Origin of the sequence: Bacteroides sp. HPS0048 (assembly GCF_964240755.1) — a bacterium.
Lineage (GTDB): Bacteria > Bacteroidota > Bacteroidia > Bacteroidales > Bacteroidaceae > Bacteroides > Bacteroides nordii.
The window spans coordinates 20,937-36,260 of the sequence record NZ_CAXSVC010000044.1; the positions used below are offsets into that span (position 1 = coordinate 20,937).

Annotated in this window: 13 protein-coding genes; 3 read left to right on the forward strand and 10 right to left on the reverse strand. The window is 41.8% G+C overall.

Annotated features, from left to right (window positions below):
* Window positions 1-561 precede the first annotated feature (561 nt).
* Window positions 562-1,116, forward strand: coding sequence for a GNAT family N-acetyltransferase (locus ACESQI_RS21980; RefSeq protein ID WP_373127151.1), 555 nt, complete (start codon window positions 562-564; stop codon window positions 1,114-1,116).
* Between the two features lie 98 nt (window positions 1,117-1,214).
* Here the strand turns inward: ACESQI_RS21980 and ACESQI_RS21985 are convergent, their stop codons facing one another.
* From ACESQI_RS21985 to ACESQI_RS22020, 8 genes are all read right to left on the reverse strand, one after another.
* A complete protein-coding gene (locus tag ACESQI_RS21985; RefSeq protein ID WP_320997150.1) occupies window positions 1,215-1,580 on the reverse strand; it encodes an MmcQ/YjbR family DNA-binding protein in 366 nt (121 codons plus the stop codon).
* A 224-nt stretch (window positions 1,581-1,804) separates the two neighbouring features.
* Window positions 1,805-2,977, reverse strand: a complete 1,173-nt coding sequence (locus ACESQI_RS21990) for an iron-containing alcohol dehydrogenase (RefSeq protein WP_002561404.1) — start codon at window positions 2,975-2,977, stop codon at window positions 1,805-1,807.
* A gap of 6 nt (window positions 2,978-2,983) precedes the next feature.
* Window positions 2,984-3,976, reverse strand: coding sequence for a lysylphosphatidylglycerol synthase transmembrane domain-containing protein (locus ACESQI_RS21995; protein WP_195660791.1), 993 nt, complete (start codon window positions 3,974-3,976; stop codon window positions 2,984-2,986).
* 54 nt (window positions 3,977-4,030) lie between these two features.
* Complete coding sequence (locus ACESQI_RS22000) at window positions 4,031-4,966, reverse strand: phosphatase PAP2 family protein (protein WP_007486588.1); 936 nt, start codon at window positions 4,964-4,966, stop codon at window positions 4,031-4,033.
* 9 nt (window positions 4,967-4,975) lie between these two features.
* The gene (locus ACESQI_RS22005; RefSeq protein WP_002561401.1) at window positions 4,976-5,629 is read right to left on the reverse strand and encodes a CDP-alcohol phosphatidyltransferase family protein; all 654 of its coding nucleotides are present in this window, start codon (window positions 5,627-5,629) and stop codon (window positions 4,976-4,978) included.
* A gap of 21 nt (window positions 5,630-5,650) precedes the next feature.
* A complete protein-coding gene (locus ACESQI_RS22010) occupies window positions 5,651-6,157 on the reverse strand; it encodes a GtrA family protein (protein WP_025867213.1) in 507 nt (168 codons plus the stop codon).
* Entirely contained in the window at window positions 6,142-6,615 is a 474-nt protein-coding gene (locus ACESQI_RS22015) for a phosphatidylglycerophosphatase A (RefSeq protein ID WP_002561399.1), read from the reverse strand. The genes ACESQI_RS22010 and ACESQI_RS22015 overlap by 16 nt, the downstream gene beginning before the upstream one ends.
* Before the next feature lie 129 nt (window positions 6,616-6,744).
* Window positions 6,745-8,034, reverse strand: coding sequence for an inositol-3-phosphate synthase (locus ACESQI_RS22020; RefSeq protein ID WP_007486587.1), 1,290 nt, complete (start codon window positions 8,032-8,034; stop codon window positions 6,745-6,747).
* A gap of 700 nt (window positions 8,035-8,734) precedes the next feature.
* Here ACESQI_RS22020 and aspT point away from each other — a divergent pair.
* Together aspT and aspD are read left to right on the forward strand one after the other, a co-directional pair.
* Window positions 8,735-10,429 carry an aspartate-alanine antiporter gene (aspT, locus tag ACESQI_RS22025; RefSeq protein WP_007486585.1) on the forward strand — a complete coding sequence of 565 codons (1,695 nt, stop codon included), beginning with the start codon at window positions 8,735-8,737 and terminating at the stop codon, window positions 10,427-10,429.
* A gap of 93 nt (window positions 10,430-10,522) precedes the next feature.
* Complete coding sequence (gene aspD / locus ACESQI_RS22030) at window positions 10,523-12,163, forward strand: aspartate 4-decarboxylase (protein ID WP_007486583.1); 1,641 nt, start codon at window positions 10,523-10,525, stop codon at window positions 12,161-12,163.
* A 62-nt stretch (window positions 12,164-12,225) separates the two neighbouring features.
* Here aspD and ACESQI_RS22035 read toward each other — a convergent pair whose 3' ends face one another.
* Together ACESQI_RS22035 and ACESQI_RS22040 are read right to left on the reverse strand one after the other, a co-directional pair.
* On the reverse strand, window positions 12,226-13,518 hold the full coding sequence (locus ACESQI_RS22035) for a PAS domain-containing sensor histidine kinase (RefSeq protein WP_002561394.1): 1,293 nt from the start codon (window positions 13,516-13,518) through the stop codon (window positions 12,226-12,228).
* 133 nt (window positions 13,519-13,651) lie between these two features.
* On the reverse strand, window positions 13,652-14,998 hold the full coding sequence (locus ACESQI_RS22040) for a sigma-54 dependent transcriptional regulator (RefSeq protein ID WP_002561393.1): 1,347 nt from the start codon (window positions 14,996-14,998) through the stop codon (window positions 13,652-13,654).
* Window positions 14,999-15,324: the final 326 nt, after the last annotated feature.

The following is a 15,324-nucleotide window of genomic DNA, read 5'->3' on the forward strand; positions in this document are numbered from 1 at the left end:
GTGTTGAATACCTGCGCAAGACAGGCCAACACGATTACTTAAAGGATATAATGCATTATAAACCCTTTGAAATATATAGTATGAAAAAGTTATTGTATCTCCTTTTTGCGATGTCCGTTACAACGGGATTGAACGCCTGTTCTCCCAATGACGACCCGACGAACTTTCCGACGGAAACTTCCTGACTCCGAGCCTTTGGATACGTTCTGCACAGACATCCAATTGTCACTCAATGATTATGGAATGGCTGGAAGATATAGGCTATACGAAATAAACAGGATACCAAACACTTACTTTAATTTATCCCGATTTTGCAGTTTTTTCACAAGTTCTTGTTATCTTTGTACCAACAAATTCGCTTTATGACAAATTCATCACTTTACCTTAAGAAGGAGCGTGTATAACTAATAGTCAGTAACTCTTCTGACTATTTCCATTCCCCAAATACTCATTTGGGATCATTTCTTATTATCCTATTTTTTTAAATTCATCCTGTTAACATTACCAGGCAACCCCTTGTCATACCTGGTAATGTCTTATCAAATTATAAACTGAAGAAACATGAAATTAGAAGAAATTCAAATCAGAGAAACATCGGTAAATGACTTTGCTGATATTATGGAAGTTGAAAAAACAGCTTTCGGTTATGATAAAGAAGCGGAATTGGTGGCTGATCTTTTAAAAGACCCAAGTGCAGAGCCCCGTTTGTCATTACTTGCCCGATATAACGGAAAGGCAGTCGGGCATATACTGTTTACAAAGGCAGAGATTGAGGGAGCGGCAATTCAGCCACTCATCCATATCCTTGCTCCACTGGCTGTAATACCCGATTTTCAGAAACAGGGAATTAGAGGGTTACTAATCCGCAAAGGGATACAAATGCTGAAAGAAAAAGGTACCAAACTTGTCTTTGTATTGGGACACAAGGAATATTATCCCCGACATGGTTTCATACAAAACGCCCAAGGTATGGGTTATACCACACCATACCCATACCCGACACCCGCAGAATATGCCGAATATTGGATGATGCAGGCGCTGACAGATAAAGAGTTGGCAAAAGGCAGAATTAAATGTGCAGATGCATTATTCAAACCGGAACACTGGCGAGAATAAAAATTTTATCATTTACAGTTCCGTTACAATATATCCGATTAGAATAGATGTAACGGGCTGTACATATATTGGCATTTTATATGTAAAACGAGCACCTTCTACAACCTCTCTTTCTCTTTTTTAGAGAGAGAAAGAAATACAATATCATACGACCGTTTTACGAGTTCTTTTATTTTATTATCCGGTACATCTTGATTGAAATAAACGCTAATCCAATATTTCTTATTCATATGCCAACCGGGAGTTATCCCTGAATATTGGGCTTGCAATTCTACCGATTCATTGGGATCACACTTGATACAACAAAAATCGAATACCTCGATATTTACAAAACAAAACCATTTATCTCCCACATAAAAGCAAAGAACATCCCGGCTATATTTATCTGCGACATTGGGAAACGGCATTTTTTCATAAACACCTTTCAATGAAAGGCAATATTCTCTAAACTCTTCAATATTCATAAGTCCGGTATATTTATATCATGTATCTTTTGTAACTCTTCCCACTCTTACGTAACAAGGATTATAAAAGTACGTACTTTTAAAACTGAGACTTTCTATTGTTAAAAAATCGTTTTTTAATAACGATAGCCCTCTTATTACTATATACTTTGTATCTCGTTACAATATATCTAATGATGGGTTAGAATATATGTAACGGGATACTAAGTATATTGGCATTTTATTTACAAAGCTAACCGGTAAATCTCTTTACTATCTTCTTTCGTCAGCTTCACATAATTGCCTACCAGTTCTCCTTTATTCCGATGCAGACTATCTGCCAAACGGTCGATATCGGGATTCTCAATACCCAACTCACTAAAAGTAACAGGCAATCCGATGGATTTGAAAAAAGATTTCAACCGGGCAATACCTTCCAAAGCAACCGCTTTCTTGTTATCCGCTTCGGAAACATTCCATACGCGAACGGCATACTGTGCTATCTTATCTACATTGTGCTCAGTCATCCAGGTCATCCAGGCAGGAAAAACAACAGAAAGTCCCGCACCATGTGTCACATTATAAATGGCACTGATTTCATGTTCAAGAAAATGAGATGCCCAGTCTTCTTCACACCCTACCCCACACGTGCCATTGTGTGCTATATTCCCACACCACATCAAATTGGCACGGGCACCGTAATTCTCCGGTTCTTTCATGACGATAGCCGCTTCTTTTATAATAGCAAGAAGCGTCCCCTCACAAAGACGATCACCAATTTCCACCTCCTTTGTATTGGTGAAATAGCGCTCCATAATATGGGCCATCATATCAGCAATACCACAAGCTGTCTGGAAAGGAGGAAGTGTATAAGTAAGTTCAGGATTCATCACGGCAAAGACAGGACGTAATAATTCCGGTACGCGGAGACTGAGTTTCTGCAAACCATCTATTTTTGTAATTACCGTATTGCCGGAACCTTCACTTCCTGCAGCAGGAATGGTTAGAACAACCGCCACTCTCAACGCCTCTGTCACCTTAGCTTTACCAATATAGAAATCCCAAAAATCACCTTTATAAGGCACACCTGCTGCAATGGCTTTGGCAGTGTCTATCACCGAACCACCACCTACTGCGAGTAACAAGTCTGCCCTCTCGCGCCGGCAAAGCTCAATGCCTTCGTATACTTTGATATCGACAGGATTAGGTTGTACACCACCCAGCATACAATATTCAATCCCAACCTCTTTGAGTGAAGACTCTACGCGCGATAACAATCCACTACGTATCACTGAACCACCACCATAAACAATCATTACTTTCTTAGCACCCTGCTTTTTCACTAAAGCACCGGTTTGTGCCTCTGTATCTCTGCCGAATACAAATTCGGTAGGACTGTAAAAGATGAAATTATTCATTGCATTTTATTTTTTAGAATTTCCTATTTTCATCAGCACAAGGCCGATTATAATCCACACAAGTTCCCGCACACGGGTTATTAAAGCCGTATAAACGCCATATCCTCCCGAAAGAGAAAGTCCGCCAACCGCCAGTGCAAACCCTCCTTCACGCCCTCCAAGCTGCATAGGCAGGAAAAACAGTAAATTAGCAAGTAAAGAAGAGAAAGCCATAATAAGAATACAGCTCATAAAACTAACATTTGTGGTGAGTACATTCAAAATAAGCCATACTTCAAGACAACCAACGATACGGGCTGTATATTCCAAGAATAATGCACTATAAAAAGTGCTTTTCCGTTGTTGATGTAACAGAGCTATCTGACCATCAATATTTTCCAACTTATCCTGATGTACTTCGGCAAAGCGAATGGCTTTATCTTTCAAAAAAGGGATATGACTACCGATACGAACACATGCCACTGCCATCCCATGTCGGTACCCCTTCACAAAAAGAGAAACAAGCAACACACAAAATAAAGTGATCAGAGTAAGCACAATTCCCATTCCCCAACCCACCGGATAAAATAAAGCATAAATAAGGACAGCACTAAGCCAGAAGCAGAAATGAGAAAAGATATGCATCATTACATACAGAATCACGGAAGAGGTAGCACGCTCTACGCCAATATAAGAAGTCAGTTCCATAATACGATAAGGCTCACCACCCATCAATCCCACAGGAGTAACATAATTAAGAGCAAAGCCGGAAACCGTAAACTTATACAAACGGGTGAAAGTAAGCCCTCCCCGCTCACCACCACTACGTATGATGATGTACCATGACAAGGTATTGATAAGGTATATAAACAACCAGAGCAGCAAAACGAGCGGCAGATAATAACCGGCACGTTTTAAGCTGCTCCACAGTTCTTCATAAGACATATCGAAAGTGAAAAGCATAATGACAACAGCAATAATGCCGAAACCAAGAAATATATTACGATATTTATTTTTCATTTGAGTTTCAGTGACTATGTGCCGGTATCTTTCCCACTACAGATTACATCTTCTTTACTTGATATAGTTATAGTATCGTTCAAAGAAGCGTTTGAACCCTCCTATCTTCATGAGTCCTTTTTCAAAAACAAAGATACCAAGCAAAGCGCAAAAAATTCCCAATAATACATCAATAATATAATGATGAGACGAATAGACAGCCGTACACCAGATACCTACCAGAATAATGGCAAAAAGAGCAATCAGCATTTTACTGGATTTCCGCACGATAGCATAATAGAGCGGAATTACCATATAGGCAGCATGCAAAGAAGGTACGGCAGCAAATACATTGGCATTGCGCCCGTAGATAGACTGGAAAACAGACAAACCGGTCAGTTCATCAAAACGCCCCAGCCCCGCTACATTGCCCGGAGTATTCAGAATCGCTTCCATCCCATAGTTAATAGCATACCAGGGGGGAGCGGCCGGATGAATGTAATAACCGGCAAAACCTATCAGATTGACAAATAAAAATACCATAGCGAAACGTAGATACAAACTTCTCTCCTTTTTCAGATAGAGATAAATGCCAAATGCAATAGGTACAGGCACCCAACACAAGTAAAAGATACCTGCCATGAAATCTGCAAATTTCCAGTTGTGCAATGTGAAGTATTCGCAGGGAATGAGAAGATCCCCATTATCATTGATACCAAACCAGGATTTCTCCAGATTATAGATTCCTGCCACATCAATAGGATTTACTTCGTAATTGGGAAATACACGCATCCAGTCATACGAAATACCAAAAATAAAGAAAGGTAACAGGGCTACTGCCAACTTACGGGTGGGTATACCGGCAAAGAACAGAGCCAGAAAAATAAACGCCATCAGCAAATGCTCCGGACGCAGTCCGAGGCATACAGCCGTAAGTAATAAGAAAAGAGCGGTTATACCTACAACGGTCAGCGTTTCTTTCCGCGAAGGCATCTTAAAAGTATATCTCATAATCAGAGTTTACATATTTTTCATCACCTTACGGCAGTGGTTCAAACGGGCAAATGCCGTAATATTGGCAAACACAGCTACCAATGCTACGGGAATCATTAATATCAGAATCGGATCAAATGAAGTGACATCATCGAAAACGCCACAGAAAATAGCTCCCAGACTGATCAGTACGACACGTTCCGGACGCTGCATAAGGCCAACTTTACAATCAATACCCAAACCTTCGGCACGGGCACGCACATAACTCACCATCAATGAACCAATTAAGGCAATGAAAGCAATGATTGATCCCCACATATACCCTTTCAGTATCAGATAATAAAAGATACCAAACAGAGTGATCAGCTCACTGTAACGGTCGAGCACCGAGTCATAGAGTGCACCGAAAGTGGAACTCATATTTCCCAGACGGGCCACACGCCCATCCATCATGTCGAATAGCCCGGCAAACAATATAATACCGCCTCCCCAGCCTACATAAGAAAGGTCTCCCCGCTCTCCGTTGATACCGCCATAAATCAATACGCCTGCTGCTACAATATTCAAAACCAGCCCGGTGGTAGTAATAAAGTTGGGCGTGATACCTATTTTAATCATCCCTCTGACAACGGGATTGATTATTTTATAAATTACCTGTTGTAACCAGTCTCTGTAATTCATTTCTATTCTTTTGTTATTATTTTATAGTTTGTTTTCTCTCTTAAAAAGATTCTTCATATTCACGTTCCGATATACAAACACACGTTGCAGGTAGTAATTCCAGAACAGTGCGACCAATATGGAAACCACTATTTTCGGAACAATAAAAAGGTCTTTGGAGTAAAGACTTAATGTATCTCTGACCCATGAAATACCTGCTATCCATTCCGTAAGATAATACGTCCCGTATGTATTCAAAAAAACACTACCTGCCCACACCAATGTATACTTTATAATCACATGTGATTTCTTGCATTCGTGACATTTGAAAGTCCATTCATAGTTAACGAAGCAATTGAACATGCCTCCGCAAACCGAGCCAATGCAAGTGGCATATACATAATACATTCCGAAAAATTGTGCCAACGCAATCGTTATCACAAAATCCGTAACCGTGGCCAGTTGTGCCGAAAGCTGGGCTCTCAGAAACATGAAAATCCCCCCTTTCTCCGAAAATGCTGTAATCAGTTGTTTCATCCAATCAGCCATCTGACACCTGCTAACAGAATAAAACTATAAATACCTGCCAGGATATCATCCATCATGACTCCCACTCCTCCTTTCAGACTCTCCATCTTACGAATGCCTAATGGCTTGAAAATATCAAAAAGACGAAACAATGCAAAAGCCGCTACCGGATACCAGAAATTACCTTCGGGTGCTGCCAGCAGTGCAATCCATACGCCTACCATTTCATCCACAACCACCCGCGAAGGATCTTCACCCCAGAATGGTTCCAGTTTATTAGACGACCAGATACCACCGATAGTAAAAAGGATAATCAGGGCAAGGGTCAATAGCCACACAAAATTGAAAGGAAAGAAATACAGTAGAATACACCACACCACAGTAGCCAGTAAAGCTCCTGCCGTACCTGGGGCAAAAGGAGAAAATCCCGCTCCAAAGCCAGTAGCAATCATTATATGAAAAAGGGAAGCTTTTTTCATTACTCAGATAAAATATATGCAAAGTTATAAAAATAATAAAACTTTCCCCTTTTTTATAAGAGGAAAGTTTTATGGATGTACTCACAGAGTCAGATCATCTCTTTCTCTTTAGTAACTAATATGTTTTTATCAATCCAGATAACTTGGTGATTTCTGACCAACCATATCACGCAATGTCTGCTTAACCATTCTCCATTGAGTAAACAGATCGTGTACAGGCTGACTTTCCAGATCATGCATCGGGCTCTTACAGAAGAATGACAACCAAGTCTGAATGCCAGACATTCCGGCACGCATAGCCAAGTCACTGAACAATACAAGGTCAAGTGCAATAGGAGCAGCAAGAATAGAGTCGCGACACAGGAAGTTTACTTTAATTTCCATCGGGTAACCCATCCATCCGAAGATATCGATGTTATCCCACGCTTCCTTATTGTCTTTACGGGGCGGATAGTAATTAATACGAACTTTATGATATACATCGCCGTACAGGTCAGGATATTTTTCCGGTTCGAAGATATTGTCGATTACAGACAGCTTACTTACTTCTTTTGTTTTAAAGTTATCGGGATCATCGAGCACTTCTCCATCACGGTTACCCAGAATGTTAGTAGAGAACCATCCGCTTACACCCAACATACGGGTTTTGAACATCGGAGCCAAAACAGTTTTCATCAAAGTCTGTCCACTCTTGAAGTCCTTACCGGCGATAGGCACATTCATCTTTTTAGAGAATTCCCACATAGCAGGAGTGTCTACGCATAAGTTAGGAGCCCCCATGATGAACGGAGCACCTTCTGCAATAGCAGCATAAGCGTAACACATACTTGGAGAAATAACATTCGTGTTGTTTTCTTTCATTGCTTTTTCCAAAGCGGCAAGTGACATGTGCTCGTCTGACAGAGGAATATAAATCTCTGTACTTGCAGCCCATAACACAGCAATACGTTCGCAATTGTTAGCAGCTTTGAAGTCACGGATATCCTTGCGCAACTGTTCTACCATTTCCCAACGGGTAGCAGCCTGCTTAATATGAGTACCGTTCAAGCGTTTTGCCCAATTATGATCAAAAGCAGCAGGCATCGGCTTGATAGCCTCCAATTCATCTTTCACTCCATTCAAGTCCTTTTCCTTCAAAACTTCGGCATACATAGCAGCTTCATAAGCGTTGTCGGGGAAAATGTCCCAGCCACCAAATACGATGTCGTTCAAATTAGCTAAAGGCACTATGTCTTTAATAAGTTTTTCCTCGTTGTTTTCCATGCGCATTGTTGCCATTTCTGCGATAGAACCTATTGGTTTTGCCAATCCCTTGCGAGAAGCCAGTGTTCCTGTAATCATAGTGGTAGCAACTGCGCCACCAACGCCTACCACCAACACGCCGAGACGGCCTGATGCCGGTTTAATTTCTTGTTCCATTTCTGTTGTTTTAGATAAATTAAAATTGCCTACAAAGTTAGGCTCTACTCTATACTCAAAGAAGTTCTAATAGTCGGATTAATTGTTCCATTTGATGTATTATCCTATTTACAAGCTCATATAGAGGGCAATACGCGAATCATATTCATCTATGCCGAATAGATTCAGAATAAATCATGGGAAGATAATATACCACAAAACTTCGGAATAAGATCAACGCAAAACCACACAAGCTTTTTTTCTTACAAATCAGAAGAGATGGTTTATGCCCTCTTAGTACACTTTGTCAAACCTTATAAATCTTCTTTTCGTTGCTCGTAGAGAAACACCCTTTTTCTCGTAGAGAATCGACCCGATCTCCGTAGAGTTTCGACCCGATCCTCTACGAGAAAAAAACCAATATATAACAATTTGAAGATCAATAATTTACAAACCCACATTTGTCTTCTTTTTTCACCACACATATCTATCGTTTTCTCATTTTCAAACAGCATTTATCATTCTCAAATAATTACACTCACAGCAAGAAAGAGAGAGATTATTTTGTATGGTACAACAACGCATACTCTTGCAAAATTGAAAAAGATGACAGAAAGTTTAACATGCTAAAACAGGGTTTTAACAAAACACTTTCCATTGAATGCTGTTGTATTAAACAATAAACGAACAAAATAGAGATATAAACCTAAACAACTTAATTATGGAATGGATTATAAATCAACTAAGAGAGCACCCCGAATTAGCTATCTTTCTGACGCTTTTCGCGGGATTCTGGATAGGCCGGCTAAAAATAGGCAAATTCTCCCTCGGAACAGTAACGAGTGTACTGTTAGTGGGTGTACTGGTTGGGCAATTGAATATCACGGTAGACGGTCCGATGAAAGCTGTATTCTTCCTGCTTTTTCTTTTTGCCGTAGGCTATAAAGTAGGGCCACAATTCTTTCGCGGATTGAAGAAAGACGGTCTGCCGCAAGTGGGATTTGCCGTATTAATGTGTATCGTCAGCCTTGTATCTGCCTGGGCACTTGCCAAAATAATGGGTTATCATGTAGGCGAAGCTGCCGGACTACTCGCCGGTTCACAAACCATCTCTGCCGTTATCGGTGTAGCAGAAGACACCATCAACGGACTGAGCATCAGCGATGCACAAAAAGCAACTTTCATTAATGCCATTCCTGTAGCCTATGCGGTAACTTACATCTTCGGTACAGCCGGTTCTGCCTGGATTCTGGCTTCACTGGGACCGAAATTTCTTGGCGGATTGGAAAAGGTAAAAGCAGACTGTAAAGAACTGGAATCTAAAATGGGAAGTTCGGAAGCAGACGAACCGGGCTTTGCTCCTGCCCTGCGTCCTGTTGTATTCCGTGCCTATCAGATAACCAATGAATGGTTTGGAAAAGGAAAACGTGTCACCGATCTTGAAAGTTACCTGTACGAACAAGGAAAGCGTCTCTTTGTAGAGCGCGTTCGCCAAGGAGGAATCATAAAAGAGGTTACTCCCAATCTCATTCTGAAAGAAAATGACGAAGTTGTACTCAGTGGTCGCCGCGAATTCGTTATAGGCGAAGAAGACTGGATAGGTCCCGAAGTAATAGATGCACAATTACTCGACTTTCCTGCCGAGACACTACCGGTAATGATCACACGAAAAACATTCGCCGGAGAAACAATAAATACCATCCGGGCACAAAAGTGTATGCACGGGGTAAGTATTCGCAGCATCAAACGTGCAGGTATCAACGTCCCCGTACTGGCACAGACCGTAGTAGATGCAGGTGATATGCTTGAACTCACCGGTATGAAACGTGAAGTAGAACTTGCCGCCAAACAAATGGGATACGTAGATCGTCCAACCAATCAAACAGATATGATATTCGTCGGTCTGGGCATTCTCGTCGGAGGTTTAGTAGGTGCATTAACCATCCATTTGGGAGGTATTCCAATAAGCCTGTCCACCAGTGGAGGTGCACTTATTGCAGGTTTACTCTTTGGATGGCTTCGTAGCAAGCGCCCTACTTTCGGAGGTATCCCTGAGCCCTCTCTGTGGGTATTGAATAATGTAGGTCTGAATATGTTTATTGCCGTTGTAGGTATTGCTGCCGGACCAAGTTTCGTCACCGGATTCAAAGAAGTAGGTGCCAGCCTGTTTATCGTCGGTGCATTGGCTACGGCTATTCCGCTTATCAGCGGATTGTTGATGGGAAGATATCTGTTTAAATTCCATCCCGCATTAACATTAGGATGTACCGCCGGAGCAAGAACTACCACTGCAGCACTGGGAGCTGTACAAGATGCAGTGGAAAGTGAAACCCCTGCACTGGGATATACTGTAACCTATGCAGTAGGTAATACACTACTCATTATTTGGGGAGTATTTATTGTATTAATGATGTAATAATGTGTCAATGAATAATGTGCCAATTGGCTGCGCTATCACCCGCATGGCAGGCACATTGACACATTGACATATTATCTAAATTATTTAATTATGGAAAAGAAATCAAATGGCATAGCCATAACCAAAAGTTTTGCAAAAAAGATGGAGGGCATCAGTCCCTTTGAATTAAAAAATCGCCTGATCGACATGGCGGACGAGAGCGTAAAGAGAATGGCCCACACAATGCTAAACGCCGGACGTGGCAACCCGAACTGGATTGCTACAGAACCTCGTGAAGCATTCTTCCTATTAGGAAAATTCGGGCTCAGTGAATGTACCCGTGTTTCCTCTCTTCCGGAAGGAATAGCCGGCATCCCCCAAAAAGAAGGAATTGCCGCACGTTTTGAAGCCTTTCTGAAAGACAATATCAAAGAACCGGGTTCCAGATTATTAAAAGACAGTTACAACTACCTGCTCATGGAGCATGCCGCAGACCCGGATACACTTGTTCACGAATGGGCAGAAGCCGTCATTGGTGATCAGTATCCTGTCCCCGACCGTATCTTACATTTCACCGAACTCCTTGTACAAGATTACCTGGCACAGGAATTATGTGACCGCCGCCCTCCGAAAGGAACTTTTGATCTTTTTGCTACCGAAGGTGGAACAGCAGGTATGTGTTACCTTTTTGACTCTCTGCAAGAGAACTTTTTACTGAATCAAGGAGACAACATTGCCCTACTGGTTCCGGTATTCACACCGTATTTAGAGATTCCGGAATTACGCCGATACCAGTTCAACGTCACCGAAATATCAGCCAATAAAATGACGGAAGACGGATTGCATACCTGGCAATATAAAGATGAAGATATTGATAAACTGAAAGATCCGAAAATTAAAGCACTCTTTATTACCAATCCGAGCAATCCCCCCAGCTACTCATTGAGTCCGGAGACCGCTGCGCGCATTGTTAACATAGTAAAGAATGATAATCCGAATCTAATGATCATCACCGATGATGTATACGGAACGTTCATCCCTCATTTCCGTTCACTCATGGCGGAGCTGCCACACAATACCCTATGCGTATACTCCTTCTCAAAATACTTTGGAGCAACCGGATGGAGACTCGCTGTCATAGCCTTGCATGAGGATAATATCTACGATAAAATGATAGCCCGCCTCCCGGAAGAGCAGAAAGCGATATTAAATAAACGTTATTCCAGCCTTGATCTTCACCCGGAGAAGATGAAATTTATCGACCGTATGGTAGCAGATAGCCGTCAAGTAGCCTTAAACCATACTGCCGGACTCTCATTGCCACAACAAATGCAGATGAGTTTATTCTCTGCCTTTTCCCTGCTCGATAAAGGTGATTATTATAAAACAAAGATGCAGAATATTATTCGCCGCCGCCTGAATGCATTGTGGGACAATACCGGTTTCTCATTGGTAGAAGATCCCTTACGTGCCGGATATTATTCGGAAATCGATATGCTCGTATGGGCACATAAATTTTACGGAGACGAGTTTGTAGCCTATCTGAAAAAGACCTATAATCCATTGGATATAGTATTCCGTCTGGCTAACGAAACCTCACTCGTCCTGCTGAATGGCGGTGGATTTGCCGGTCCGAAATGGAGTGTCCGTGTTTCTCTTGCCAATCTCAACGAAGCCGATTATGTAACAATCGGAAAAGGTATCAAGAGAATACTGGATGAATACTATAAGCAGTGGACAATTGACAGTTGACAATGGACAGTTACTATACAGTATTACAGCGCAGCTAACTGTCAATTGTCAACTGTCAACTGTCAATTAAATAACATTCTAAATCTCGTCCACCCGTCTGCATACGTACGGAGTGAGAACGAACATCCGTGACGCATCAGAACTTCACGGATAAATATCAGGCCGATTCCCTGCCCGTTCGGCTTGGTAGAAAAGAAGGGACTGAAGAGTTTAGCTTCAGTCTCTTTTGTTATACCTTTACCATTATCTGCCACCTCAATCCCGCCCGGAGAATAAGTACGTATCTTGATTTCTCCATTCTGCTCAATACTCTCAGCTGCATTCTTTATGATATTCACTAATACCTGTTCGAATAAAGCAACGTCAAGTTTCACTTCTCCCAATTCCTCATCAATATCCAGTGTAATGGTAATATTACGGTCGGCACACATACCTTCCATAAAACGTTTACAAGAGAATACAAGATCATTGAGATTAACCGGAACCAAGTGAGGTTCAGGTATTTTTACCACATCTGCAAAACGGGTAATAAAACGGCTCATAGAGAAACAACGGTCTGTACATACACGCATCACCTCACAGATATCTTCCATCCCTTCCGACTCGGAAAGTGCCTGTTCTACGGTATCCAACGTAGAAGTAATACCTGCTGTTGTATTATTCACTTCATGCGCAATCATACGAATCACTTTCTCATACGCCTTTTTCTCGGCCTTCATCACTTCATCCGTCAAGCTTTCTATCAGAAAAAAAGGATGCTGGAATCCCCGGTCGATGAATGAAGAGTGCGTACATTTATAAATATTCGAGTCATTCAAACGGACAGTTACCGTCTCTCCCTTAGCAACACGCCCCAATTCCGCAGCCAACGGAGAATCAATAGCAATCAGTTTTTTCCCCTGAGCCTCTTCAGGACGGACACCTAACATTTTAATAGCCATCGGATTTAATTGCGATATCTCATCATCAAGGGTAGTAATAATCACTCCCATCGGAGAAGCATTAATCATCAGATCGAGGAAATGATTCTGTTCCCGAAGCCGGAGACGTTCATTCTTCAACTGCTCCATCATTCTATTGAAAACATTGACCACGCGATCGGCCTCATACTGCCCAACAAGAGTCAAACGACTACTGAAATCCTGTTCGCGTAATAGCTCCATACCACTACCAATCGTGTCCAACGGTTTTATAATCTTTCGATAAAACAAGATCAAATATACCAGCAGAAAAACGATCAGGACTTCCGAAATATATAGCAAAGGCTTATACACCCATCCGCCAAAGTAGAGTATCACTCCACCAAGAGCAGCCAGAAACAAAGCCAGTATAAAAAAATATCCTTTTAGACGCACGATAAATAGTGATTAGTGAGTAGTGATGAGTGATTAACGATTAGTGATGAGTGAGTAGTGATAAGTAATGAGTAGTTAGTGGGCTGCGCTATAATCCGCATGGCACTAATCACTTATCACTAACCACTCATCACTAATAATTGATTCCATATTTTTCCAACCTCCGGTAGAGGGCAGCCCGGCTAATGCCTAAAGCGGTAGCTACCTGACTGAGGTTCCCTTTACAACGTTCCAAAGTATGCAAAATTGTCTGACGTTCTATTTCATCCAGTGTCATTCCGGAAAGCGAAGCGCCAGTAGCCTTCGGATCATCCTGACGAAGATATTGTGCATCAAAATCCGAAGCATCAAGAATGGCTTTTCCACTGACCAGTATGGTCCGTTCCACCAGATTTTTCAGTTCACGGATGTTCCCCGGAAAGGGCAAACGGCTGAGAAACTGAAGTGCATCAGCAGAAAATTCAGTACGGGGCAAATTATTAGCTTCGGCCTGGCGATCGGCAAAATGACGGGCAAGTAACGGAATATCTCCCCTCCTTTCGCGCAAAGCCGGAAGCTTAACTGTTATAAGATTGATGCGATAGAATAGATCTTCCCGGAAAGTATGTTCACTTACCATCTTACGCAAATCGGCATTAGTGGCAGATATCACCCGGATATCAGTCTTACGGGGACGGCTGTCACCCAAAACTTCAAACGTCTGGTCTTGCAGGACTCGAAGCAATTTCACTTGGCAGGAAGGATCTAAATCTCCTATTTCATCCAAGAATATAGTACCTTTATTTGCCATTTCAAAACGTCCGATACGATCAGCACTGGCATCAGTAAATGCTCCTTTCTTATGGCCAAACATCTCACTTTCAAACAAGCTTTGAGAAATTCCCCCCAAATTTACCTTGATAAATGGCTGTTTGGCACGCTGGCTATTTATATGAATAGCTTCGGCTATTAATTCTTTGCCCGTTCCACTTTCTCCGGTAATCAGAACAGAAGCATTGGTACGGGCAATGCGGGCAATGGTATTCAAAACATCTGTCAACTCCTGACTCTTACCGATAATATGGTCGCGTTTCAAAGCATCACTCTGCTCTTGTGGTACTTCTGCAGGTGCAGCAGTCAGTTCCAACGCTGTTTCAATGCGTTGCAACAAAGCAGCATTATTCCAGGGCTTTGTTATAAAATCAAAGGCTCCTGCCTGCATTCCCTGTACTGCCAATTGGATACTTCCCCATGCAGTCATCAGAATAACCGGAACGTCAGGACGGAATATTTTCACTTGTCTGAGCAAAGTCAACCCCTCTTCCCCTGTTGTGGAAAGCGTAAAGTTCATATCCATCAGGATAAGGGCAGGAGCTTCAGAGCGTACTACCTCCATAGCCTCACGAGGTCCGGGAACTGTTTGCACCTGATAACCGGCACGTTTTAACATAAAACTGAGAGAAGAACGGACAGCACTGTCGTCGTCAATGATCAATATCATAAGCGTGTGTTTTTATGATCGCAAAAATAAGAATAAATAATGATTAGTACGAATCAGTCGTTGGATATTTAGTTCAAACCTGAAAATAATGAAGTTTGCCGGACGTATCTTTGAGTACCGGAAGTGTCCTTGGTAATATTGCTACCCTTGCCCGGTATTGTGCTTTGTCTATCTCAGAAAGGAATGCTCCTTTTCCCGGTGCAGGGCCGACGCATTAAATAAATTACTATTGCATATGTACTTTTCTTGTTGTTATTTAATTGAATATTAATTGTTTAGTATTGTTTTATTTCGTTTATATTTCGTATATTTACATGGTAATATTA